Here is a 22,243-nt window from a genome sequence, read left to right on the forward strand (position 1 = left end):
TGAACATGAAAGATACAATCACAATTAATGACTTTTTTGAAATTGCCAAAGAAACTGATTTAAAAGATTTACTTGATAAGTCATTACATGAGCCAGATCCAGAAAAGCGCAAAGTATATGACGCTTTATATACCTACTTTTTAGATAAAAGGCAAGATGAGGTTATTAAGCGAAAGGACTTTGTCCGTTGATAGATAAACCCCAATATATAATTGTTGCTGGTATTAACGGAGCAGGAAAAAGTACGCTATACGATACATTTCCCATCTTGTTTGACAAAACAAAACGGATTAACGCTGATGAACTTTTAAGACAAATGGGTGGCGATTGGCATAAAGATAGTGACAACTTAAAAGCCATGAAAGAAGAAATCAAACAACTACACTATGCTTTAGATCACCAGCAAAGTGTTCACGTAGAAACAACACTGGCAGGTAGAGGCAAAGCTCAACTCAATTTGATTGACAAAGCTCACAAAAATGGCTTTGAAGTGACTTTATTATATGTTGCTTTGCGAGATGAAAATTTAGCTATCCAAAGGGTCAACGAACGGGTACAAAAAGGTGGCCACGGTGTTCCAGTAGCAACGATCAAGAAACGTTATCAGCAATCCAAACATAATTTGCCATTAGTGGCCTTTAAATCTGATAAGGTCATGATCTATGATAATAGCGAAAAGTTTACCTCTGTTTATGCAAGAGATAAGGGACAAGTTTTTAAGAACGATTTGAGGCATTTTCCTTGGATAAACCAAAATATTACTTATCCAGAAAAGGTGCAAAAGCAGTTACAAAATTTTGCAGATCAAAACCCAGAAGTAAAGCCTAAAAATGATCCAGAAAATAAAAACGATCGGCCTAGTTATTAGGTTGATCGTTTTTTTAATTTATCCGGTTTATGAGCATTAACGTAATTAGCAAATATTTTTAAAAGCTCTTCGGTTTGTTCGACCGAAAGGTTATCAGCTTGAAAGTATTTTTCTAGCAAAGCCCCTTTTTGAATTAATCGGCGAGAACGGGCTTTGCGGGCTTGCCGATTTTCGTAGTATTTAGATTGCCGTAATTTAAAATCTTCCCGCGCAATTTTTTGTTTTAAACGCGCTTGCTGCTCGACTAGTTTTTCATATTGATTAGACATGGAATTTCCCCATCTCGTATGGCTAATAATCTACGGACTTTACCTTTAAAAATTCAGAAAATTGCTTGGCTAAAAGCTTAATCTGATCGTTAGACAAATTAGCATAATCTAAATTGGCTTGACTGATGATTTGTTTACCTAGCCGTTGTTCAATCTTATTTTTTTCGTCCTTAATTTTTTGATTAAGGGCTTTTAATTTAGCTTCTTGTTTTTCTAAGTTACTTTGAGACATAACGATTCCTCCAATCATATTAGAAATAATCACCGAAACTATATCATATAAGAAACGTTAAGTCAAAGTATAAAATTTGAAATAGCGAAGCGGAAGGCATACACTAAGTTAAAGTTAAGGGAATCAGAAGAGCGAGTGAAACGAGGTCAATGCGCACTTACACCCCACCAAATTCTTGTGGGGTAAATCGTGCTAAAATCCTGTATTAGAAGTCGCCGATGGCGACAACAAAATCAAACCCATAAACCCAAAGAAAGGTGGTGACCGGCATGGCAATTTTTCACATGAGCTTTAGTAATATTAGTGCTGGAAAAGGAAGAAGTGCAATTGCTGGAGCAAGTTATCGAAGTGGCGAAAAATTATTCGATCAAAAAGAAGGTCGAAGTTATTTTTATGCTCGGTCGGTTATGCCAGAAAGCTTTATTTTGACACCAAAGAATGCGCCAGAATGGGCGAGTGATAGAGAGAAATTATGGAACGAAGTAGAAAGAAAAGACCGGCGAGCAAATTCTCGATATGCGAAAGAGTTTAACGTGGCTCTACCAGTTGAATTAAGTGAAGATGAACAGAAAGAATTATTGACAAAATATGTACAAGAAAATTTTGTTGATGAAGGTATGGTTGCCGATGTGGCAATTCATCGCGATCACCCAGATAATCCGCACGCTCATGTGATGTTAACTAACCGTCCATTTAACCCAGACGGAACATGGGGAATTAAGAGCAAAAAGCAATATATTTTAGATGATAATGGCAACAAAACATATACCGGAACTAGCAAGTACCCTAAGAGTAGAAAGATACTGATGGTCGATTGGGATAAGAAAGAAAAAATAATTGAATGGCGGCACAATTGGGCGGTTAGTGTCAATCAAGTTTTAGAGCAAAAAAATATTCCCGATCGGATCAGCGAAAAATCATTTATCGAGGAGGGAATAGATGATACACCAACTAAACATGAGGGAATCAATAGTAAGCGGCATGAAAGAAAAGAATTTAACCAACAAGTTAAGGACTATCGCAAGGCCAAAGCCAGTTATAAAAATAACCAAGAAAAAGTAATCAATAGAGGTCATTTAGATAGCCTAAGTAAACACTTCTCGTTTAATGAAAAACGGGTAGTTAAAGAGTTAAGCCATGAACTGAAAACTTATATCAGTTTGGAGAACTTAGATGATAAGCGGCGCATGCTATTTAATTGGAAAAACAGCACCTTAATTAAACATGCGGTTGGTGAAGATGTGACTAAACAATTATTGACAATTAACCAACAAGAAAGCTCACTCAAAAAAGCAGATGAACTCTTAAATAAAGTAGTTGATCGCACGACTAAAAAACTTTATCCAGAGCTTAATTTTGAACAGACCACGCAAGCTGAAAGACGAGAATTAATTAAGGAAACCGATAGCGAACAAACAGTTTTCAAAGGCAGTGAATTAAACGAACGTTTAATGAACATTCGTGATGATTTGTTGACCCGACAATTATTGGCCTTTACCAAACGGCCATACGTTGGCTGGAAGTTATTAATGCAACAAGAAAAGGAAGTCAAAATCAAGCTTAAATATACGCTGATGATTCATGATGATAGCTTAGAAAGTCTAGAACACGTTAATCAAGGTCTACTAGAAAAGTATTCACCAACCGAGCAGCAAAAGATTACTCGCGCAGTCAAAGATTTGCGAACAATCATGGCTGTTAAGCAAGTTATTCAAACGCAATACCAGGAAGTTTTAAGAAGAGCCTTTCCTAACGGCAATTTTAATGAATTACCAATGATTAAACAGGAACAAGCCTATACAGCCGTGATGTACTATGATCCTGTTTTAAAGCCATGTCAGGCTGAAACAATTGAACAGTGGCAAGCAAATCCACCACAGGTGTTCAGTCCCCAAGAACATCAACAAGGACTAGCTTATTTATCGGGACAGCTTAGCTTAGATCAGTTAGAAAATCATCACTTACAACGGGTTTTAAAGCATGATGGCACTAAACAACTCTTTTTTGGCGAATGCAAAGCCAATCCGACGATTAAGAACAGTCAGATCGAGAAAATCCAAAAGCAGTTAAAAGGGCAACGAGCCAAGGACGACCAGTATAGAAAAGTAAATATTGGACATTATCAACCGCTAAATTACAAGCCAGTTAGTCCAAGCTACTACTTAAAGACGGCCTTTAGTAACGCAATCATGACCGCCCTATATGCCCGTGATGAAGATTACCAACGACAAAGACAGGCGCAAGGTTTAAAGGAGACTGAGTGGGAAATGACGAAAAAGCAACGGCAACACCAAACTCGAAACCGGCATGAAGATGGGGGCATGCACTTGTAATCACAAAATTAGCGACTTGTTAATTGGTATGAATGGTAGTCCCCGGTAAAATACCGGAAATATACCAGCCAATTAGCAGATTAGAAATTCACTCCAATTTATGGGTTCACTTCAGTTACTACTTTTATTTGATCGATATTTTTTTAAGATGGTAGATTGTAAAATTAATCCGAACGCTGTTCGGATAAAAAAGATCAGCTTCCTTTAAAATGGTGTTTACCACAAACCCATCTTTTAGGAGCTGATCTTTTGTCTAGTATAACCTATTCCGAACGAATTAAAATCGAAACCTTTTGTGAACTAGGGCTGTCCAATATCCAAATGGGCTTCGGCTGAACCGATCACCGTCAACAATTTCTTATGAATTATCTCGATGTCAGGTAGCGTCAAGAATCTTGTGTAAATGAAATGCCTTCGTACATATAATATGTATCTAACTTAAATAAATGATGCTTCCAAGGTGTCCTGGAGTCCTTTGAACCCTCGGTGGATCCGCTTCAGAGACTTCTCGTTATAAACATTAAACTGAGAAACCAGGAAGCGATCCAGTGAATCTTCCGTTGGAAATTGTTCTTTGTGGTGGGTGGTGCGCTTGAGATGCTTATTAAAGTTCTCAATCAGGTTAGTGGAGTATAGTGATTGCCGGATAGCTGGTGGAAAGTCCATGAAAGTGAGTAATTTCGGCATTTTAAGCAGATCTTTGATTAATTTGGGATAGGTCTGATGCCAGTTGTTGGCGAACTCATTCAGTTTCAGTTCGGCTGCTTCACGGTTGGCGGCCCGATGAACTTGTTTAAAGTCACTGATCACGGCCTTGCGGTCTTTTACGCGAACTTTGTTCATCAGATTCCGCCCAACATGAACCAGGCAACGTTGTCGTTTGGCTTTAGGGAAATGCCGATTCAAGCCTTCATCCAAACCAACTAACCCATCGGCCACAAACAACAGCACATCTTTAACGCCCTGCTTGATCAAGGTTCCCAGCAGTTCAGTCCAGATTCCAGTCGATTCCGTTGGCGCCACTTGGTAGTTCAGCACTTCTTTCCTACCATCTGGACGAATGCCAATCGCAATATGAACGGCTTCTTTTTGAACGGTATCCCGCTTTAACGGCAAGTAAGTGGCATCTAAGAAGATGGCCGCATATTGTGAAGCCAGTCGACGTTGCTGGAAAGCTTGAACCTGTTCATTGACGGCTTTAGTCATGTTGGAAACCGTGGCTTTGGAGTAGTGAGCACCGTACATTTTCTCAATGAGTTCGGCAGTTTCAGCAGTGGTAATTCCCTTGGTATACAACTGAATGACCGTTGTTTCTAAACTGTCACTGTGCCGACCGTAGGTTGGCAGGGTATGATTTTCAAACCGGCCGTTGCGATCTCGAGGAATGGTTAAGTTAAGTTGGCCGTACTTCGTATCAAACGAGCGCTCATAACTGCCGTTGCGGTTATTACCAGTGTTAATCCCAGCGTATGAGTAGCGTTCGTAACCCAAAAACTCTGCCAATTCGGTTTGAAGCAGCTGGTTAATCGCAATTTCGAGGTGGTGACGAAAAACTTCGTCCAAATCTTGCTTTTGGGCTAGTGCAGCGATAATTTCTGTGGTAAGTTCATTCATGGGGAATGCCTCCTGTGATGTTTTCTGTGGTTACCAAATATCATAAGGGAAGGCATTCCCTATTTCTATACAATTCAGAAATCTTTTATGCATTTACACAAGATATTTTACGCTCTCGAAATGTAATACCAGGCAACCGCAATTTGAAAAACTGGTCCATCTGATTGAACCCAATGACACATTGATCGTCACAAAGTTAGATCGTTTTGCTCGTAATACTAGAGAAGCATTGAACTTAATTGATGACTTATTGAAAGAAAAAATGATGATTAAGGTTTTAAATTTAGGAACGATAGATAACACCCCAATTGGGCGTATGATTGTCAGAACTTTGCTATCGTTTGCGGAGATGGAGCGTGATATGATTATCGAGCGTACGCAAGCCGTTAAAATATTTGCAAGGCAACACAATCCCAACTATAAGGAGGGTAGACCCAAAAGAAAAAAAGATAGCCGGAATATGGCTATCTTTGAATATTCTAACTCTCATACTGTGAAGGAAGCCGCTGAAGCTTTTAATATTTCTCCGCGCACAGTGCAATACATTAAAAAGCTATTTAGATAAATAACAAATACCACTGTCTATTTATATTACAATTCCTGACAAAAGCTATTAAATTATTGAAAGGAATCAGCCTTTTAAAAAGTCAACAAAGCAATTCTGCTTTAAATCATATTAGGGTATCACAAATACTTTATAAATATTTTTTGCGTCGCATCCAAAACCAGCAAATTAGGCTTAGTATAACAGAGATAATCAGCACAGCAAAAACACCATAAGAAGATTTTTCAAACGGGACATCGACATTGATTCCCCAAAAACCAAAAATAATCGCTGGAATAGTCAAAACGATTGATATCTCTGTTAGAGTTTTCATAATCATATTAAGCTGATAAGAAATCATATTGTTTATCATATCTTCCAAATCATCCAAATATTGGCCGTAACCTAAAATAATTCTATCCATTGTGTCGCTTGTATCGTATATCTCATCAATTATTTTTTTGGTGGTAAAATCAATATCATTAATAGTTGTGAAATTTTTTTTAATGAAATCCAGCGCTTTGTGATTAGCACCATAGGTTGTTGACAAAGCTATCATGTATTTTTGAAGAGTCAATAAATTACCAAACGTTGGTCTGAGTGGACCGGACGTTGATATTTCTGAGTCTAAATCATCAATTTTTTCCTTGACTCCACGAAGGTTGTTAAGCATCACATGGAAATCTTTTTGCGTGATCTTTAAAAGTACTTCCTCCATGAAATTATTGACATCACGTAAAACCATATTGGATAAGAGTTCGGGAATGAATTTTAATTTTTGTTTTGTAAAAATTATCAACTTATTTTTAAATACCAAGAAAACAACAGATGTCGTCAGATTATCTAGATGCCCACCTTCATGTACCTCGGGAAACAAAAAACTTACGAGCAAACTTTTTTCATCGTTCTGATCTATCATCGTGTCATATGCAACTCGATCATCAAACGTTAGTATATTGCCTATTTTAAGGTTATATTTATGTTCCAAAGATTCGATATATTCTCGTTCGTCACCATAAACATAAACAACAGGAGAATTTTTGATATTTGATTCTGACGAAACTAATAATGTATCTTTTGTTAAAGAATAAGTTTTCAGCATTGTAATCCTCCTGCTTTATATTTTTCTCAAAAATAAATGCGTAATTGTTGTGAAATAAATACGTTATCAGTTTTAAAAACATTTTATCTTATGTATGATAACCTGCCAAAAATTTTATCTCACACATTATCTAGACAATCTTGTCTCCAGCTTCTAATGTATTATCTAATTGGATTGAAGCCAATATTTGAGACAGATTTTAAGAGACATTCAGAACCGCGTTTACCTTCCACAGCTCAAATAAATCATTAATCGCGATTAATAACTTATTTGAACCCTGGAAAGCATTAAATCAGGCGGCCATTTGGCTCATAAGTGTTGCGATTTCAACTTGTAAGGGGGTCTGGTATCCCAGTGCACTATGAATTCTCTTCCTATTGTAGAAAGCATGCACATATTCAAAAAGGACAGCAGCGGCAGTTTCATAATTCTCAAAGACCGGCACTGGATAAACACATTCCTTTTTGAGGGAAGCGTGAAAGGATTCCATTGGCGCATTATCATACGGACAACCCTTACGGCTGTATGAGTGGCGGATATGTAGTTCTGTTAACCGTTGGTTGTAATCATCGCTGGTGTACTGTGATCCTAATTCTGTGTGGATAATCAGGTCCCCAGTAATGGTTCGATTTTTAACCGCGCTTTCCAGGGTCTTTAAGACTAAATCAGTATCCATATTTTTTGAGAATGAATAGCCGATAATTCGTCTTGAGTGCAGATCCATGATGGTTGATAAGTAACACCAGCCATTACGCTTCGTTTGAATATAGGTCATATCAGCGGTCCATTTTTGATTTAAACTAGTGGTCGAGAAATCCTGCTTAAGCAAGTTGGGACGCTGTTCAACCTTGGTTTTGGAAGCCGAAGCCGCTTTCCATTTATTGACGGTAACGGAGTGGATATCCAGTTCCTTCATGAGCCGGGAAATCCGTCTTGGGCTGCACCGACGCTGCAGTGGTTGAAGTTCCAGATTCAATTCATGGTGGATCTTCATAACGCCGTATCGCTGCTTGAATTCCGCAAAGATCCGCAGAATCCGTTGTTTTAAGTCCTCATCTTCGGCCCGGCGTTTTGAAGGCTTTGGGGATCGATAACGATAATAGTGAGCTCTGGAAACACCGAGGATTCGGCACATCTTAGTTACCTGGTGGTTATGGCTTTCTTGGTGAATATAATCAAAAATATTGGTTACTTCTGCGCAAGGAAGCCCAGGGCTTTTTTAGGATTTCGTTCTCCTCAGACAGGGAAGCCAGCCGCTTTTCCATCGCTTTAATTTCGTCTGGCGATTTACCGGATTGAGTTTTGGCTTGGCCCTAGATCCACTTATGAACGGTTGAATAGCCAATGCCATATTCTCTGGCCAGTTGGGCGGCTGATTCGCCCTGTTTATATAGGTTGATGATGTTTTGTTTGAATTCTTTGTCGTAACGAGTTGGCATGTAAAAATTCCTTCCTTTTGAGAGACGATTTATTCATTATACGCTCTCTTAAAAGTTGTCTCAGGAATCAGCTTACATCCAAAATTTGCAATCTACCTTATGCATACATTTTCTCCAACTTACTGTCGTAGAAATTACTTAAGTAATTATAATTACAAAAAGGTAAAATTTGGAAAACTTACTTTATTTTCCCTTTTTAATGGTCTTAATGACTTGGTATAAACTTATTAAGAGTTGAAATAAAGTTAATAGGTTTAACACTTTGTTTCTCGAATTTTTTTGCTTATTTATACTCATTCTTTAGCACCCTCTATACTTTGGATAAAATTAGAATTCTCGCGTAGATATAAGAAAGAAATTTAATTAAATTAGCCCCCCCGTAACATTGATAGATGTAGCTGTTATATAACTAGCCTCATCTGAAGCCAGAAAAACATATGCTCCGGCTACTTCAGAGGGTTGCCCAGCTCTACCTAGGGGAGTATTCTTACCAAACGTAGGTATATTTTCTGCTAATTGTCCTCCTGCCACTTGCAACGGTGTCCAAATAGGACCTGGAGCAACACTATTGACACGAATGCCTCGCTGAGCTAATTGTTTTGCTAACCCAAACGTTGTATTTTTAATTGCAGCCTTAGTCCCTGCATAATCAATTAAATATGCTGAAGGATCTTCTGCTTGAATAGAGTTAGTTGTTATGATGCTACTGCCGTTTGGCATATATTCCAATGCCTCCCTGACTAACCAAATTAAACTGAAAACATTTGTAGTATAGGTATCTATCATCTGACCTGTAGATATAGTAGTGATATCTGTATTAGCTTGTTGCTTACCGGCTACTAATACTAAAGTATCTATCTTACCTAACGATAGTACAGTTTGCTTCACTAATTCTTTGTTAAATGCTTCGTCTTTCAAATCTCCGGGAACTAGTTCTACTTTACGACCCAAAGATTCAATAATTCGTCTAACATCTTGTGCATCACTTTCCTCTTCTGGAAGATAATTTAATACAAGATCAGCGCCTTCATTCGCATATGCTATAGCTACCGCCCTACCAATGCCTGAATCAGCACCAGTTATTAAAACTTTCTTTCCCCTAAGTCGATTACATCCGGCATAAGTTGTGGATCCGTCATCTGGTTGTGGCGACATTTTACTTTGTAAACCTGGCTCAGGCTGATGCTGTTTAGGAAATTTAAAATCATCATCATGTTGCATTTTAGTCATTATTAACTCTCCTCCATGATCGAATACGTGCATTCACCTGTTACTTGAATGTGGACTATTAATTCAAAAGATTCTATCAACTAGATATATAGGTATAGGTTAGTAATTAAATTTGCAATCTACCATATTTATATCTGTAAAAACAGTTTTTAACTGTTAGGTCATAATGTATAGATAAATCAAAGCAAGCACCTATGTAAAAAAGTGCCTGCTTTGATTAATTATCAAAAAAATTCCAATCTATATTTATAAAGGGTTATCTCCCCAATTTAAATATTGATTAACTGATCTTCAATTGCTCAATTATTTACGTTCTAAGAAGCCTAATACAGATAAATTTGGCTAATTATCCATGTAATTTTTTTTGCAATGTATCACCAATGCCATCTACTTTCTTAGCAGCCAAGACGGTGCCACCGATGAGGACACCACCTACAATGAGCGTAGAAGCGATCATAAACTTAAATACACTTTTCAAGACGTCCATAAAATTCCCCCTTACTTTTTACTGGTTCGACCAACAACTAATGAAACAATCAGAACTAAAATAATTGCCCCGATGATCGATGGTATCAATGCCATGCCAGCTAACGAAGGGCCCCAAGTGCCAAGGAGCCCTTGGCCAATCCACGCACCGATTAAACCAGCTACGATGTTTGCAATCCAGCCCATAGCAGCACCACGGTTAGTGATTGCGCCAGCAATGGCACCAATGATTGCCCCGACGATTAATGACCATATAAGTCCCATATTTACTCACTCCCTTAGTTAACACGACTAGATTTATTGTCAGACGTTACTTTATCAACGCTGTCACCTAATGTTTCCTTCGATTTCTTTGCGCCCTTACTGACAGCTTCCTTCGTTTTGTCTGTGGCATCGCTCACGCGATCTTGCAGAGAAGTCGAATCTTTTTCATATTGCTCCTTTGTCTTGACATCAACAACATTCACATTTACCTCAATTACTTCTAATTCGGTCATATTCTTTACTTCCCGAACGATAACATTTTTGATCTTGTCATACAGTTTAGAAATATCAATGCCGTATTCAGCAACAATGTCGAGATCCACTGCAACCTGCTTTTTTCCAACCTCTACATCAATTCCTGATGTGACATCTGAAGTATTAACTAGTTTTTCAGCAACATTTGCGAAAAAGCCGCCATCTACGGTTAATAAGCCATCTACTTCAGAAAGTGCGATACCAATGATCTTTTGAATAACCTTATCATCAAATGTTAAATTGCCTTTAACACCAGACTTTTCGTTAGTTGTTGTTTTCTCACTTGGCGTTCCATTCTGCATAATTTTTCCTCCTTATAATTCAAACAGTTATTTAAAAACATTTGTTAAGATACCAGTTTTTTGAATATAATAACCCGCGGTAATCCCGATTGCCATAAAAATCAAAACAAAAAGCGTCTTGAAAAATCCAAAAGTGATGATAAGGACCGCTAAGAGCAATCCCATAATTCCACCAATTAGTGGCCAAAAATAGGCTTTAATGAGTTCGGTCACGTTATCACCTCCTAGACAACTCGAGATTTATGCACATTAGCGTCCAACTCATTAAAATCAACGAGTCTGATTTTAATTTTTTTCTGTTCAGAAATTCCAAGACAAATACGCAAATCTTTTTTTAATTGATTAAGAAAATTTGCAGTCTGTTGCTTGGCATTGACTGAATTTAGTAGATCACCCGATATTTTAAGTGTGATCCCTTTTCGTGATAACTTAGATGATACCTTGGGGTTGCCAATAAAAGGTTCATGTTGAAGTGCTGAAAGCGCAAAATGTTCAATAGCTTTCTTACTGACGGTCACTTGACCATCAGACTTTTGATGAAGATATAATGATTGTGACCGTGGCCAAAAAAGTGTGATAAGCAAAAAAATAATTAACAGTACCGCCAGAATTACTCCACTCCAAAAGAGGTATATCGGTTCGTACTGCTCCAACCAACCAAGCTTTAATGACATGGGTGTACTAGTACCAATGGCCGTTGACCAATTTTTAAAGACAAGAACTATGGATAAAGGAAATGCAAGGATAATAACAACTACTATTAATGCCTTAAATATAAATCGCAAATCATCACCACCTTTACCATAGTTTTAGCACAACAGGTAGTGATTATGGAATTATATGCTCTTATAAGGAACCAATTAAGATTTTTGTTTGACTAAACAAATCTAGCCAATAGGGTATATTTAAAATTAAAACATCCAGCTCGCTATGATAAATACCTGTTGTTGGAAAAATAAAATAGCGCTAAATTATTTATTGAGAAGATAAATTCAAATATATATTCAACGATTGATACTAAATAACTAAGAGCCACAACCGATATAAAATTGGCTGTGGCTTTTTATTTTTATGATGCAGCATTTCTTGAATTTTGTACCATTAAAACCAGAATAAAGCCGATGGTTGCTAGTGGTATCAAGAGCTAAGCGCACAGATTACGGATTGGTCAGTTGCCAGTATGAGCGTGACGTGATTGCTGGAATTGACAGAAAATGGGAACGGGAGCGTCGTGCTAAACAGCATGGTGCTTTTAGTTTGCATAAAAAAGTGTACAAAAAAGACGGAGCGCCCACACAAACTCCATCTACGTTACATTAACTATTAATCTTTATTATCGGACAACTTTTCTTTTACACTTTCTGTAGCACCTTTTACCGTATCTTTTGCATCGCCAAGTTTTTCCTTAGCTTTACCAAGCACACCCTGAGATTTTCCTTCAGCTTCCAATTCTTTGTCACCGGTCACTTTTCCACCGACTTCCTTAGCCTTACCAGCTAATTGATCCTTTTTGCTCTCAAACTTTTCCTCTTGAGTCATAAATGAATCTCCCTTCGTTGAAAATGTAGTATGTGTACATCATTAGAATAACAAATATGTATTTAGCTTATCAAAAGATACGCTTGAAAGGAAAAAATATGAAATGGTTAATGATAATTCTCACGGCGGAGATGCTTTTATCTGGTAACTCACATGACTAGAGTGCGTAGGTGTCGTCAACAAGGATGCCATCAGATGGTGGAACTACCGGATCATTACTGCGCTAAACACTATGCGCACGAGGCGGAGTATCTAGCATCCCGGCAGAAGCGGGCGCGGTCAGGCGACCAAATGGCGAGGCACAAGTACAACACAGTCACTAGGTATCGCACGTATGACAAGCGAGAACAGTATCAATTCTATCGTGGCAAGCAATGGCAATCATTGCGCCAATTGGTATTGGACCGTGACCACTATGTCTGCCAGTACTGTGGACGACCGAACAGCAACACGGTGGATCACATTGTGCCAGCTGGTTGGCTTTTTGCTGTAATAAAGTTTTGGCTTGCTCAATAAAGGAATTTGTTAGGGAACAAACTGATACGATGCCAGGAAGCAATACGACATATTTTTAAATAGGTCGTATCTACCAATTCATAATCATTTTTTTGTTTGTCATTGTTAATCCAGCACATCAATCTTTTTCACATCGGCCAAATGACTCATTTTCAAAATAAAATCATCAGGGTCAGTTCGGCGGACTAATCTAATTTGCATTTCAAGGGAAAATGAATCCGGTTTGTATGCCAGAATTCGCATGTGGACGTGACTGCTGCCAATGATTTTTAGTCTTTCTGGTAAGGCGTCCATGTCACTTAGTTTGCCATTAAGCGTAACTTGTAGGCGGATCATCGAACGATTCGGGTAACGTTTAAGCGCCTTGATTCGCCTAACAATTGTTTGGGTGATTAGGATGCAGAGCGTCCCGGCAATACCGATTACGTACATATCCGCGCCAACTGCCAGACCAATCGCGGCAGTCGCCCATAAGCCAGCTGCAGTTGTTAAGCCGTCGATCTTGTGATTAACGGTCATGATGGCTCCGGCGCCGATGAACCCGATGCCAGTGACAACCTGTGAGGCAACTCGGGATGGATCCAGGCTGACAGAATTTGCATGATTGAGGACATCAAAGAATCCATATTTGGAGATGATCATGAAAAGAGCGGCTCCTACCGCAACCAACATATGAGTCCGCATCCCAGCGGTCTTTAGGCGGACCTTTCGTTCATAGCCGACAAGGCCGCCGCAGATTGCCGCCACAAATAGCCGTAAAACCCATTCTAGTTGATATAACCAGTAAGCCATCACCATCCACCTCCTTGTTCCTAAATGGCTGTATAACAGTTATTATACTGCGTTGTGTCGTCAAGGTAAAAAATGCCGTCTAATCTCAAAATAAACCACCCATATTTAACTTGCCAGTTAAACGGGTCTAGAATTTTTGGTGTTGGAAAGTATTTCCATTCCAAAAGTACTAGGCCCTAATTTAAAAAGCCATTGATAATGGATCAAAAAAGGCCAATAGGGTATACTCAATTGGTCGCGTGCAGACGCCAACCTTGTATATGGTCTATCAAAGGGACCAGGCAATCAAAAACTTTAAGCCGGAACCTTATTTTGAGCTAAATGCGGAAATTTTAGCTAATCAGCAAAAATTCGTCGCAAAATTAGACCCCTATCAGCGATTTAAAGACGAAGCAGGGCTAATGACATTCATGCAGGCTAAACACGTTCAGAAAGGCTCACAGGCCGGTTTTATCAAGGACGTCCAAAAGCAAGGCAAAAAACGAGCTAGTCCACAACTATTCTCGCTGTCTAGTCTCCAAAGTGCCATGAATAAACGTTATCACGCCAGCGCCAGCCAAACCTTAGCGGCTATTCAGAGTTTATACGAAGACAAACTGCTCAGTTATCCCCGCACTGATTGTGCTTATATCACTGATGAAGAATTTGAGTATTTAGTGGCTAATCTGACGAAGTATCTGGGGTTAGTCTCTAAACAAGTCGCTTTAACCAATACCACCCCGAATAAGCGTTATGTTAATGGAAAAAAGGTTGAAGAACACTACGCCATTATCATGACTAAAGTCGTGCCGACGAAAGAGAAACTAGCCAGCTTGCCTAAATTACAGCAACAAGTCTATGACTTGGTTTTAAGAACGACGTTAGCGATGTTTGCTGATCCTTACGAATATGAAGAAACCACCATTGTTACCCAAGTCGGCGATGCTAATTTTAAAGCAACCGGTAAGGTCCCAACTAAGCAAGGCTGGCAAGCTTTATTTGATGATCACAAAACCGACCAGCAAGAGGCAGCCACCCTACCGATCGTTCACCAAGGCGACCAAGTTCAAGCGAATCTGCAAACACCGCAAAAAGAAACGACACCACCGGTGCCCTTTACCGAAGGTACCTTAATTACGGCCATGAAGACGGCCGGTAAAACACTTGATGATGAAGAAGCCCAAGCAATTCTTAAAGATGTGCAAGGCATTGGAACGAGTGCAACCCGGGCAAATGTGCTGGAAGTGTTAAAGAAGCGCGGCTATTTAGTTACTGAAAAGAACAAGCTCCACGTCAGTGAAGCGGGGATTACTTTATGTAAAGCGGTTGAACTCGAACCCTTGTTAACTAGCCCAGAGATGACAGCAAAATGGGAGCAATCGTTACAGCAAATCAGTACCGAAGAACGCACTCCGGATAATTTTTTGAGCCAAATCAAGAAGTTTGTGGCGAAGTTAATCGCTGATGTTCCCACACAATTAACCGGCAATGCAGCCATTAAGCAACAAATCAATCACCAACAGCAAGCACAAAAGTCCGCCGAGGTCTTCTTAGAAACACCGCAAGCGACCGTTTTAAATAAACAGAAGTTTTACATTGTGAAGCCCAAGCAAGGTGAAGATTTTACCTTACCTAAGAAATGGAGCAGTAAGACCCTCGGTAAGACCGCAATTAAAGCGTTGGTCACCAAGGGAGAAACCAGCAAATTAAAGGGTTTCAAGAGTAAAAAAGGAAAGTCGTTTGACGCCAAGTTAAAGCTTGACGGCCATAAATTAAGTTTTGATTTTGATTAGAACCTGCCTACCGCCCTGCACTACGTTCCGGTTGGTGAACCCGTCATTTAGGTTCACTTTTACAATCCCAAAAGTAAACCTGAACAACGGGTGAGATTAGCAAAGCAAAGGAGATCATAAAATGGATAATAAATTAGCAGTTATTGGGAGTGAATTACCAGTTTTACAGGCTAAAGGAACCTACAAGTATTTAAAAGAAATCACTGGTAACGGAGCCTATTATCAAGTGGCTTGGCAAAAATTAGCTGATGGCTACATCGCCCTTTATGGCACGACCCCGATTCAAATCAACGTAGCCCCTATATTGAATGATATTTTTGAAAATGAGGAGGGGTAGACAATGCCGAGTAAAGCAGACGTTAAAGCCTGGAAAGCACAATTAGTCGCCCAAGCCGAACAACAAATCCTAAAATTAACCGATAGTGACCGATTTAAACAGTATCTTAATACCCTGGCTAAATTTCATTATTATAGCGCCAGAAACATTGATTTGATTTATGCGCAAAATCCGCAAGCCACTCAAGTCGCGGGCTTTAAGCAATGGCAGACGGCTTTTAACCGCACCGTCAACCGGGGCGCAAAAGCGATTCGGATTGCGGCTCCGATTATTAAGAAGTTAATACCAGCCGAGCAAAAGCGTCTTGATACTAACGACGAACGGGCCATTATTGGTTATCGCTATCTACCCGTCTTTGACGTGTCACAAACTAGCGGTGAACCAGTGTTAAGTGCCAAGGATTTTGTCAAAGAAAATTTAGCCGATCATCAGAATGTAACGAGCTTGTATAACGCGTTCAAAGATTATTTAAACCAGCAAACCGACCTTAAAGTCAGTGTAGTGCCTTTAGCGACGCTAAATGGGGCTAAGGGGTATTTTCAACCCAGTACTAATGAAATTGTTATTGGTGGTGATGAATCCGATAATGCTTTAAAATTGAAGACGTTATATCATGAATATGCACATAGCCAGCTACACGGCTTAAAATCAGCCTTTAAAGATCGGCCACGAGCCTATCAGGAAACCCAAGCCGAAGCGATCGCGTATGTTGCCATGCAAAATATTGGCGTTGATACCAGCAACTACTCACTCGGTTACGTGGCCACCTGGGCCAAAGATAAAGCCATAATCCATAGCGCTTTAAGTGAGATCCAGCAAGTGAGCAACAAAGTGATTGAGCTTAGCGATGGCTTAACCAAACAATTAGGCTTACAAGAAGCCCAAAAAGAGCCTGAGCATAATCTAAAAAAGCTATCAGCCCATGATCTTAATAAGTCCTATCAAGGCTTGCAACAAAAGGTTCAACAAGCAACTAATCCACAACAAAAATCAGAACTACAAAATAAATTAAATGATGTACACCATGAAATCAGTAATCGAACGCAAAAACAACTGAAAGCATTTTCTGAACAAAACCCGGCAATTAAACAACCAGAACAAAATGCAGCTAAAACATTGAAAAGATAGGGGGATTTAACACTATGAAAATTGTTCTTTTAGATGGATATGAACTAAACAAAGATTTAAATTGGAAAAGCTTGCAAGAATTAGGCGACTGCACTTTATATGATCGTACCCCAGTTAACGATAACGCTGAAATCATAAAACGAATTAAATATGCTGATATCGTCATTACACACAAAACACCCCTAGATCATGAAGTGATTAGCAAAACATCACGATTGAAGTATATCGGAATCATGGGAACCGGTTATGATGTCGTTGATATTGAGAGCGCACACCAGAACAAGGTTGTGGTGACTAACATTCCCACATATGCAAGTGACGCAGTGGCACAATTTACTTTCTCGTTATTATTAGAAGTGACTAGCCAAGTTGGATTGCATAATCAGCTTGTTCATGAAAACCGGTGGGCACAGGTTCCTGATTTTACTTTTTGGGAAAAACCGCTATTAGAATTAAAAGGGAAAACTTTAGGACTAATCGGTTATGGCCATATTGCGCAAAAAGTTGCGAAAATAGGACACGCTTTTTCTATGAAAGTTATTTTCTATAATCATCGTCCTAAAAAGGTTCCTGAATCATGGATTCAGCAGGTTTCATTTGATGAACTATTAAGGCAATCTGATGTGCTTAGTCTGCATGTGATCCAAACACCAGAAACAATTGATTTAATTAATAATGATACGATTGCCAAAATGAAAACTGGGGTTATTATATTGAATACGGCCCGAGGCAAATTGGCTAATGAAGCGGACATCAAGAATGCCTTGAATGAAGGCAAAATTTATGCCTACGCCACTGATGTTGTTAAAGGGGAGCCCATTGTTAGTGATAGCCCATTATTACAGGCCAAAAATTGTTATATTACCCCACATATTGCTTGGGCACCATATGAGACAAGAGAACGGTTGTTGCATATGACTGTTGATAATATAAAAGCATATTTATCAGGAAATCTTAAAAACGTTATCAATTAATTGCAATGGTCTGTGAATTCTTTTGCCTACATTGAAGTAAAACTGTCTAAAATAAAGCAATTAGAAAAAACAGAGCCAGCAAATAAAGTGTTAAGAAAAATACGGAGAGCTAGAATTTTATAGCTTCTCCGTATTTTTAAAGGCCACATTGCGAATTTCTTGTAGTGGGATAAACCGATCAGCGTCAATCACAATATCATTGGCATTGTAGCCACGGATCAAGGTGGTAATATCTGGCAAATGACGGTTGTTTTGGTCAACCGTTTTTAATTGAATGGTCACTGGTTGCTGACGCTGATATGCGTCCGCCAATACCTCGGTAATTACTGTTAAGGATTGTTGCGGTCTTGGAACGTATATTTCATTCAACTGCTGGTTCTGTTGGTTTAAAGCGGCAGTATGATCAGATAAATAGAACCCCTGCCATTTCATCATGCCCCGGTCATGATAATCGTGTTCAAAAAAATGCTTAACCGTGCCTAAATCAAAGTCTTGGTTATTCAAGGGGCACCCGCTTTCGTTGAATCAGCTTTTGACTTGCCGGCCACCGTTCTCCTGTAAAGCCGACAAATTCGATTGTTAGCTTTATATCTTGTCGTAATGCTTTTAACAGCTTTTCTAAATCAGCTAAATCATAGTGTGCTAATTTATGTAAGGGAACGGATTGCAAGCGCTCATTAGCCCGTTGACTGTTAAAAAACAGATTATAGGTCTGATCGTAGGTATCATTAGTCAACATTAACCAATAGCGGGTTTTGGGACGCCGCTTAAACAATAGGGTTAACCGCCCCTTAATAATCTCTATATCGCTATTCATAGCTATTGCCTCCATTATGTCCGCCCACTAGTGAAGCCCGCTTGATAGCGGTGCCTCCCTTTAATAAACTGGTCGCGTAAACTAGTTTGGTGAACCCAAATTGCCGGTGAATTTCATCAATCACTTGGTTTAACCGGCTACGGCGAATTTGGTTGTGCGGGGTTTCAAATAAATTAAGTTGTTGGCAGGAATTGGTACTTAGTTTACTGCTATAAACACCAATATTCCGGACAGCTTGACCGTCCCAATTCTGACGGAATAACCACAATAATTGTTGTGTCAAAGCTTGATTATCGTTAGTCGGGTCAATTTTTAAAGCTTGGTGAAAGCCACCGCGGTCATCTGCTTCGGCTGCGGCATAGGAAAAACCAATGCTTAGCGATAGACACCCCGCCAGTTTATGGTGGTGCCGGAGACGAGCCGCCACCTGTTCACCAATTTCTTTAATGACCGTTTCGATTTCGGCTTGGTTAAAATAGTCCCGTGGCAATACTTGCGAATTACCCAGGCTAGCTTCTTTAACCTTAGTTGGTTCCGTAACTTGCGCGCGATCAATTCCCCAGGCCGTAGCAAATAACTGGCTACCAATGACGCCAAGCTGCTGTTTGAGTAAATATGGGTTAGTGTGGGCTAGTTCATACATATTGTGAATTTGAAGGCGGTTCAAACGTTTAGCCATATGGGGACCAATCCCCCAAACGTCCGTTAATTCGTTGATTGACCAAATCTTATCCGGCACAGTTTCGTAATGAATTTCACCGATCAATTCATGATTATGTTTAGCGTAAAGATCTAAGGCTAATTTAGCTTGCACCGGATTGTCACCAATTCCCACGGTGGTATACAAGCCTAGCTTTTGCCGAACTGTCTTTTGAATCAAGCGTGCCACTTCGCGAACGGAATTGCCAAACAGCCGCCAAGTATGGGTCATATCAAGAATGCTTTCATCAATCGAATACGGCCAAACCTCTTTTTCAGTGGTAAATTGATGAAAGATCTGATTGATCTGTAAATTACGTTGAATATAAAGGTTCATGCGCGGTGGCACGACCCAAAGTCTGGGGTCATTGGGTAAGTCACGTTTACGGGAGACGTTGGCTTTAAGATGAAATAAATGCTTAGCTTCGGGTGACGTGGCTAAAATGAGCCCGCCATTGGTGTTTTCAGCTTCACTAAGGACCACTAATGGGACTTTTAAGGGATTAAGCCCCCGGGCAACGGCTTCGCAACTAGCATAAAAGGACTTGTTATCGATTAAGAAGAACACGCCATGCGGTTCATCATCAAAAAACATTTAGATCACTTCCGTTAGCTTTTGCCTATATTGTATCACAAAAGGCAAACGTGTGTTCCCTAAAACGGCTAGAAAGCTGATTAAAAATAGTCGAGAGTCAGTTATAGTCATGTTATAATGTAACCAGAAAAGGGAAGTCCCGCTAGAACAGGGCTTCCCATGTAGAGCCGTTAAAGACGGTGGCAGATTTTAACGATATTTAATAACCGCTAGCTGACCAGAGCTAAGGCGGTTATTTTTTTGCTGACTTTTGATCAGCTCAACAATTAATACGATTAAGGCTACGATAAACTTACCGAAAGCCAGCATTAATAGTAAAGCGTCCGCAACGGACACTTAGGCTACTCCTTTCTTTAGGATTAATGGGCTTTAGAGGTTTAACACCATAAGCACCACCTCCAATCGGAAATAGCCACCGCCTTAACTTCTCTACAAAGAACTATTATGGTAGATTGTAAAATTAATCCGAACGCTGTTCGGACAAGAAGGGGTTAAGAAGACCCGTCAAGCAATGGACAAAGTTGCGGAAGAACAAGCTCATACGTTCAACCGTATGCTTGATTCAAATAATGATGAATGTTTTAATCGTCAACTTAAACAATTACATGATTTAATGTTGTTATTTTTAGGCTGATTATTTAAATAAGTTACATGATTAGTACATCGCCATAATGATAATAACGTAACTAAATAGTAGGCCCCAGTTCACTATAAGTGAATTGAGGGCCTACTATTTAGTTACTATCTAATCATAATTTTCATGAATTGTTTTAATTCCTAGCCCTATCCGTTTGATAACATCTGTAACTAGTGCATTCCCCATAAAGAACATACGCATACGGTTGCTCACTTCCATTTTTTCTCCATTAACTAGTTTAATCTTAGTCCAGTTATCAGGAAAAGCTTGCATCCTCTCAGCCTCAATAGGTGTCAAAAGGCGATACCGACCATTAATTTTCAAAAAATGTGTTGACCGGTTTACTGATCCCTCAGATGTTAGCATGGTTCTGCCCGGTAGTTTTAAGTCATCATAGGGTGACATGCCTCCTTCACTAAAGACATATGTGTGTCCTGTCGAACTAGTCCTTTCAATTTTCTTTGCCCCTCGCAAATATTTAAACTTATTAATTTTATTCTGATCTGTGACATAGTAATTTGCATTTACTTCAGATTCAGGCTGTAATATGTCCCTCAATGGAATTGGCTTTTCATTGCCCAAAGCCTTAGTATCAACTGTAAAAAATCTTCCATGATGCATAATGCCACTGTTAAAAACATTACCCTTGAAGTTGTCCGAAGTATCTACAACATCTTCTGGAAAAACGTATGATGCAATGCGTCCCTTATATGGCATGTTTTTGACAGGAAATTGTTTCCCAAATAAGCCCTCTTTCATTACATAACTATAATATGCGTCATGTTCAGATGGGTCCTTTATTTCACCATATTTCTTGTCCAAATGCTTGGCGTAGGCTAAATCATTTCTAAATACAAAGATATACACCCGACGGCGGCGTTGAGGGCCGCCATAATCTGCAGCATTTATAACACGCCATTCTAGTGAATATCCCAGCTTATTCAAGGCAGAAAGCATAATTGAGAAGTCCCTCCCACGTTGCTTAGATGGTGCTTTTAATAATCGATCCACATTTTCAAATAGCATGTATTTTGGCCTAATGTTCTGAGCAGCACGAATGATTTGCCAAAATAAAACACCCTTTTTCCCTTGTATACCCAATTCACCATGCGTAGTTCTTGCGACAGAGTAATCTTGACAAGGAAATCCACCAACAATCATATCTGCGTCCATAGATTTGAATTTCTTATCTGAGATATCGTTAATATCAATTCCAATATTATCTGAGTCTGGAAAATGATAATTATAAACTTCAAATGCATCTTGACTCTTGCGAGCAGGTTCATATTGATTAGACCAACATGTCTGAAACGTGTTTTTATCAGCATGCTCTAAACCAATCCTAAAACCTCCAACCCCAGCAAATAATTCTAATATTTTAAGTGGTTTACCCATTTGTAATTCTCTCCTATAATGATTAATTAGTATTTTCCATTATATAATACAAATATAAAAAGATCAAATAATAAGGGAACAAGTTTTCGATATAGGAGATAGTA

At 39.2% G+C, this 22,243-nt stretch carries 25 protein-coding genes and 4 pseudogenes; 10 read left to right on the forward strand and 19 right to left on the reverse strand.

Annotation, left to right across the window (positions count from 1 at the left end; translation table 11 throughout):
- The first annotated feature begins 5 nt into the window (after window positions 1-5).
- The gene (locus LDK34_RS11890; RefSeq protein WP_010620892.1) at window positions 6-191 is read left to right on the forward strand and encodes a hypothetical protein; all 186 of its coding nucleotides are present in this window, start codon (window positions 6-8) and stop codon (window positions 189-191) included.
- Entirely contained in the window at window positions 188-868 is a 681-nt protein-coding gene (locus LDK34_RS11895) for an ATPase (protein ID WP_236941870.1), read from the forward strand. Before LDK34_RS11890 ends, LDK34_RS11895 begins: the two co-directional genes overlap by 4 nt.
- On the opposite strand, the pseudogene LDK34_RS11900 reads toward LDK34_RS11895, so the two are convergent.
- Window positions 858-1,137: pseudogene (locus LDK34_RS11900) on the reverse strand (hypothetical protein). The gene LDK34_RS11895 and the pseudogene LDK34_RS11900 overlap by 11 nt on opposite strands.
- A gap of 22 nt (window positions 1,138-1,159) precedes the next feature.
- Window positions 1,160-1,387: a hypothetical protein gene (locus LDK34_RS11905; protein WP_200833564.1), complete on the reverse strand. Its 228-nt coding sequence runs from the start codon at window positions 1,385-1,387 to the stop codon at window positions 1,160-1,162.
- 251 nt (window positions 1,388-1,638) lie between these two features.
- Here LDK34_RS11905 and mobQ point away from each other — a divergent pair, with 251 nt between their 5' ends.
- Together mobQ and LDK34_RS11915 are read left to right on the forward strand one after the other, a co-directional pair.
- The gene (gene mobQ, locus LDK34_RS11910; RefSeq protein ID WP_236941871.1) at window positions 1,639-3,702 is read left to right on the forward strand and encodes a MobQ family relaxase; all 2,064 of its coding nucleotides are present in this window, start codon (window positions 1,639-1,641) and stop codon (window positions 3,700-3,702) included.
- A 249-nt stretch (window positions 3,703-3,951) separates the two neighbouring features.
- Window positions 3,952-4,082: pseudogene (locus tag LDK34_RS11915) on the forward strand (helix-turn-helix domain-containing protein); the annotation flags it as partial.
- Between the two features lie 58 nt (window positions 4,083-4,140).
- Here LDK34_RS11915 and LDK34_RS11920 read toward each other — a convergent pair.
- Window positions 4,141-5,316: an IS256 family transposase gene (locus LDK34_RS11920; protein WP_236941872.1), complete on the reverse strand. Its 1,176-nt coding sequence runs from the start codon at window positions 5,314-5,316 to the stop codon at window positions 4,141-4,143.
- Between the two features lie 127 nt (window positions 5,317-5,443).
- Here LDK34_RS11920 and LDK34_RS11925 point away from each other — a divergent pair.
- A pseudogene (locus tag LDK34_RS11925) lies at window positions 5,444-5,881 on the forward strand (recombinase family protein); the annotation flags it as partial.
- A gap of 130 nt (window positions 5,882-6,011) precedes the next feature.
- Here the strand turns inward: LDK34_RS11925 and LDK34_RS11930 are convergent.
- The 10 genes from LDK34_RS11930 to LDK34_RS11975 form a co-directional block, all read right to left on the reverse strand.
- On the reverse strand, window positions 6,012-6,962 hold the full coding sequence (locus tag LDK34_RS11930) for a magnesium transporter CorA family protein (RefSeq protein WP_236941873.1): 951 nt from the start codon (window positions 6,960-6,962) through the stop codon (window positions 6,012-6,014).
- 292 nt (window positions 6,963-7,254) lie between these two features.
- Window positions 7,255-8,145, reverse strand: a complete 891-nt coding sequence (locus LDK34_RS11935) for an IS3 family transposase (RefSeq protein ID WP_347880580.1) — start codon at window positions 8,143-8,145, stop codon at window positions 7,255-7,257.
- A gap of 130 nt (window positions 8,146-8,275) precedes the next feature.
- Window positions 8,276-8,401, reverse strand: coding sequence for an IS3 family transposase (locus LDK34_RS11940; protein WP_016374491.1), 126 nt, complete (start codon window positions 8,399-8,401; stop codon window positions 8,276-8,278).
- A gap of 363 nt (window positions 8,402-8,764) precedes the next feature.
- Entirely contained in the window at window positions 8,765-9,631 is an 867-nt protein-coding gene (locus LDK34_RS11945; RefSeq protein WP_236941875.1) for an SDR family oxidoreductase, read from the reverse strand.
- A gap of 346 nt (window positions 9,632-9,977) precedes the next feature.
- Window positions 9,978-10,118, reverse strand: a complete 141-nt coding sequence (locus LDK34_RS11950; protein ID WP_236941876.1) for a hypothetical protein — start codon at window positions 10,116-10,118, stop codon at window positions 9,978-9,980.
- 11 nt (window positions 10,119-10,129) lie between these two features.
- Window positions 10,130-10,381, reverse strand: coding sequence for a GlsB/YeaQ/YmgE family stress response membrane protein (locus LDK34_RS11955; protein ID WP_003680323.1), 252 nt, complete (start codon window positions 10,379-10,381; stop codon window positions 10,130-10,132).
- A 14-nt stretch (window positions 10,382-10,395) separates the two neighbouring features.
- Window positions 10,396-10,938, reverse strand: coding sequence for an Asp23/Gls24 family envelope stress response protein (locus tag LDK34_RS11960; protein WP_035168887.1), 543 nt, complete (start codon window positions 10,936-10,938; stop codon window positions 10,396-10,398).
- 27 nt (window positions 10,939-10,965) lie between these two features.
- The gene (locus LDK34_RS11965; protein ID WP_003596522.1) at window positions 10,966-11,151 is read right to left on the reverse strand and encodes a DUF2273 domain-containing protein; all 186 of its coding nucleotides are present in this window, start codon (window positions 11,149-11,151) and stop codon (window positions 10,966-10,968) included.
- A gap of 11 nt (window positions 11,152-11,162) precedes the next feature.
- A complete protein-coding gene (amaP, locus tag LDK34_RS11970; RefSeq protein WP_071665460.1) occupies window positions 11,163-11,723 on the reverse strand; it encodes an alkaline shock response membrane anchor protein AmaP in 561 nt (186 codons plus the stop codon).
- Between the two features lie 538 nt (window positions 11,724-12,261).
- Entirely contained in the window at window positions 12,262-12,477 is a 216-nt protein-coding gene (locus tag LDK34_RS11975) for a CsbD family protein (RefSeq protein WP_057870351.1), read from the reverse strand.
- Between the two features lie 153 nt (window positions 12,478-12,630).
- Here LDK34_RS11975 and LDK34_RS11980 point away from each other — a divergent pair.
- Window positions 12,631-12,948, forward strand: a pseudogene (locus tag LDK34_RS11980) (HNH endonuclease); the annotation flags it as partial.
- 150 nt (window positions 12,949-13,098) lie between these two features.
- Here LDK34_RS11980 and LDK34_RS11985 read toward each other — a convergent pair.
- On the reverse strand, window positions 13,099-13,785 hold the full coding sequence (locus LDK34_RS11985) for an MgtC/SapB family protein (RefSeq protein WP_105308370.1): 687 nt from the start codon (window positions 13,783-13,785) through the stop codon (window positions 13,099-13,101).
- Window positions 13,786-13,976: 191 nt separating this feature from the next.
- Here LDK34_RS11985 and LDK34_RS11990 point away from each other — a divergent pair, with 191 nt between their 5' ends.
- The 4 genes from LDK34_RS11990 (at window position 13,977) to LDK34_RS12005 (ending at window position 17,996) form a co-directional block, all read left to right on the forward strand.
- Window positions 13,977-15,557 carry a type IA DNA topoisomerase gene (locus LDK34_RS11990; protein ID WP_347880581.1) on the forward strand — a complete coding sequence of 527 codons (1,581 nt, stop codon included), beginning with the start codon at window positions 13,977-13,979 and terminating at the stop codon, window positions 15,555-15,557.
- Window positions 15,558-15,678: 121 nt separating this feature from the next.
- Window positions 15,679-15,894 (forward strand): hypothetical protein, encoded by a 216-nt coding sequence (locus LDK34_RS11995; protein WP_008855344.1) that lies wholly within the window; start codon window positions 15,679-15,681, stop codon window positions 15,892-15,894.
- Between the two features lie 3 nt (window positions 15,895-15,897).
- A complete protein-coding gene (locus LDK34_RS12000) occupies window positions 15,898-17,022 on the forward strand; it encodes a hypothetical protein (RefSeq protein ID WP_236941878.1) in 1,125 nt (374 codons plus the stop codon).
- A gap of 14 nt (window positions 17,023-17,036) precedes the next feature.
- Window positions 17,037-17,996 carry a D-2-hydroxyacid dehydrogenase gene (locus tag LDK34_RS12005; RefSeq protein WP_236941879.1) on the forward strand — a complete coding sequence of 320 codons (960 nt, stop codon included), beginning with the start codon at window positions 17,037-17,039 and terminating at the stop codon, window positions 17,994-17,996.
- A gap of 117 nt (window positions 17,997-18,113) precedes the next feature.
- On the opposite strand, the gene LDK34_RS12010 is transcribed toward LDK34_RS12005, so the two are convergent.
- The 5 genes from LDK34_RS12010 to dcm all read right to left on the reverse strand — a co-directional run bounded on the left by LDK34_RS12010 (window position 18,114) and on the right by dcm (window position 22,139).
- Window positions 18,114-18,500 (reverse strand): hypothetical protein, encoded by a 387-nt coding sequence (locus LDK34_RS12010; protein ID WP_236941880.1) that lies wholly within the window; start codon window positions 18,498-18,500, stop codon window positions 18,114-18,116.
- Window positions 18,493-18,813 (reverse strand): hypothetical protein, encoded by a 321-nt coding sequence (locus LDK34_RS12015; RefSeq protein ID WP_014386909.1) that lies wholly within the window; start codon window positions 18,811-18,813, stop codon window positions 18,493-18,495. The genes LDK34_RS12010 and LDK34_RS12015 overlap by 8 nt, the downstream gene beginning before the upstream one ends.
- Window positions 18,806-20,107, reverse strand: a complete 1,302-nt coding sequence (locus tag LDK34_RS12020; RefSeq protein WP_236941881.1) for a Y-family DNA polymerase — start codon at window positions 20,105-20,107, stop codon at window positions 18,806-18,808. Before LDK34_RS12020 ends, LDK34_RS12015 begins: the two co-directional genes overlap by 8 nt.
- A gap of 189 nt (window positions 20,108-20,296) precedes the next feature.
- A complete protein-coding gene (locus tag LDK34_RS12025) occupies window positions 20,297-20,416 on the reverse strand; it encodes a putative holin-like toxin (protein WP_236941886.1) in 120 nt (39 codons plus the stop codon).
- A gap of 436 nt (window positions 20,417-20,852) precedes the next feature.
- Window positions 20,853-22,139 carry a DNA (cytosine-5-)-methyltransferase gene (gene dcm / locus LDK34_RS12030; RefSeq protein ID WP_057717422.1) on the reverse strand — a complete coding sequence of 429 codons (1,287 nt, stop codon included), beginning with the start codon at window positions 22,137-22,139 and terminating at the stop codon, window positions 20,853-20,855.
- Between the last annotated feature and the right edge of the window lie 104 nt (window positions 22,140-22,243).

Origin of the sequence: Furfurilactobacillus milii (genome assembly GCF_021654115.1) — a bacterium.
In the GTDB taxonomy this organism is placed as follows: Bacteria; Bacillota; Bacilli; order Lactobacillales; family Lactobacillaceae; genus Furfurilactobacillus; species Furfurilactobacillus milii.

Coding starts and splice junctions, on each gene's coding strand:
- LDK34_RS11950 (WP_236941876.1), bottom strand. CDS start 10,118: ATGGACGTCTTGAAAAGTGTATTTAAGTTTATGATCGCTTCTACGCTC.
- LDK34_RS11955 (WP_003680323.1), bottom strand. CDS start 10,381: ATGGGACTTATATGGTCATTAATCGTCGGGGCAATCATTGGTGCCATT.
- LDK34_RS11905 (WP_200833564.1), bottom strand. CDS start 1,387: ATGATTGGAGGAATCGTTATGTCTCAAAGTAACTTAGAAAAACAAGAA.
- LDK34_RS11985 (WP_105308370.1), bottom strand. CDS start 13,785: ATGGCTTACTGGTTATATCAACTAGAATGGGTTTTACGGCTATTTGTG.
- LDK34_RS11890 (WP_010620892.1), top strand. CDS start 6: ATGAAAGATACAATCACAATTAATGACTTTTTTGAAATTGCCAAAGAA.
- LDK34_RS11930 (WP_236941873.1), bottom strand. CDS start 6,962: ATGCTGAAAACTTATTCTTTAACAAAAGATACATTATTAGTTTCGTCA.
- LDK34_RS11960 (WP_035168887.1), bottom strand. CDS start 10,938: ATGCAGAATGGAACGCCAAGTGAGAAAACAACAACTAACGAAAAGTCT.
- LDK34_RS12015 (WP_014386909.1), bottom strand. CDS start 18,813: ATGAATAGCGATATAGAGATTATTAAGGGGCGGTTAACCCTATTGTTT.
- LDK34_RS12005 (WP_236941879.1), top strand. CDS start 17,037: ATGAAAATTGTTCTTTTAGATGGATATGAACTAAACAAAGATTTAAAT.
- dcm (WP_057717422.1), bottom strand. CDS start 22,139: ATGGGTAAACCACTTAAAATATTAGAATTATTTGCTGGGGTTGGAGGT.
- LDK34_RS12020 (WP_236941881.1), bottom strand. CDS start 20,107: ATGTTTTTTGATGATGAACCGCATGGCGTGTTCTTCTTAATCGATAAC.
- LDK34_RS12025 (WP_236941886.1), bottom strand. CDS start 20,416: ATGCTGGCTTTCGGTAAGTTTATCGTAGCCTTAATCGTATTAATTGTT.
- LDK34_RS12000 (WP_236941878.1), top strand. CDS start 15,898: ATGCCGAGTAAAGCAGACGTTAAAGCCTGGAAAGCACAATTAGTCGCC.
- LDK34_RS11940 (WP_016374491.1), bottom strand. CDS start 8,401: ATGCCAACTCGTTACGACAAAGAATTCAAACAAAACATCATCAACCTA.
- LDK34_RS11945 (WP_236941875.1), bottom strand. CDS start 9,631: ATGACTAAAATGCAACATGATGATGATTTTAAATTTCCTAAACAGCAT.
- LDK34_RS11920 (WP_236941872.1), bottom strand. CDS start 5,316: ATGAATGAACTTACCACAGAAATTATCGCTGCACTAGCCCAAAAGCAA.
- LDK34_RS11975 (WP_057870351.1), bottom strand. CDS start 12,477: ATGACTCAAGAGGAAAAGTTTGAGAGCAAAAAGGATCAATTAGCTGGT.
- mobQ (WP_236941871.1), top strand. CDS start 1,639: ATGGCAATTTTTCACATGAGCTTTAGTAATATTAGTGCTGGAAAAGGA.
- LDK34_RS11995 (WP_008855344.1), top strand. CDS start 15,679: ATGGATAATAAATTAGCAGTTATTGGGAGTGAATTACCAGTTTTACAG.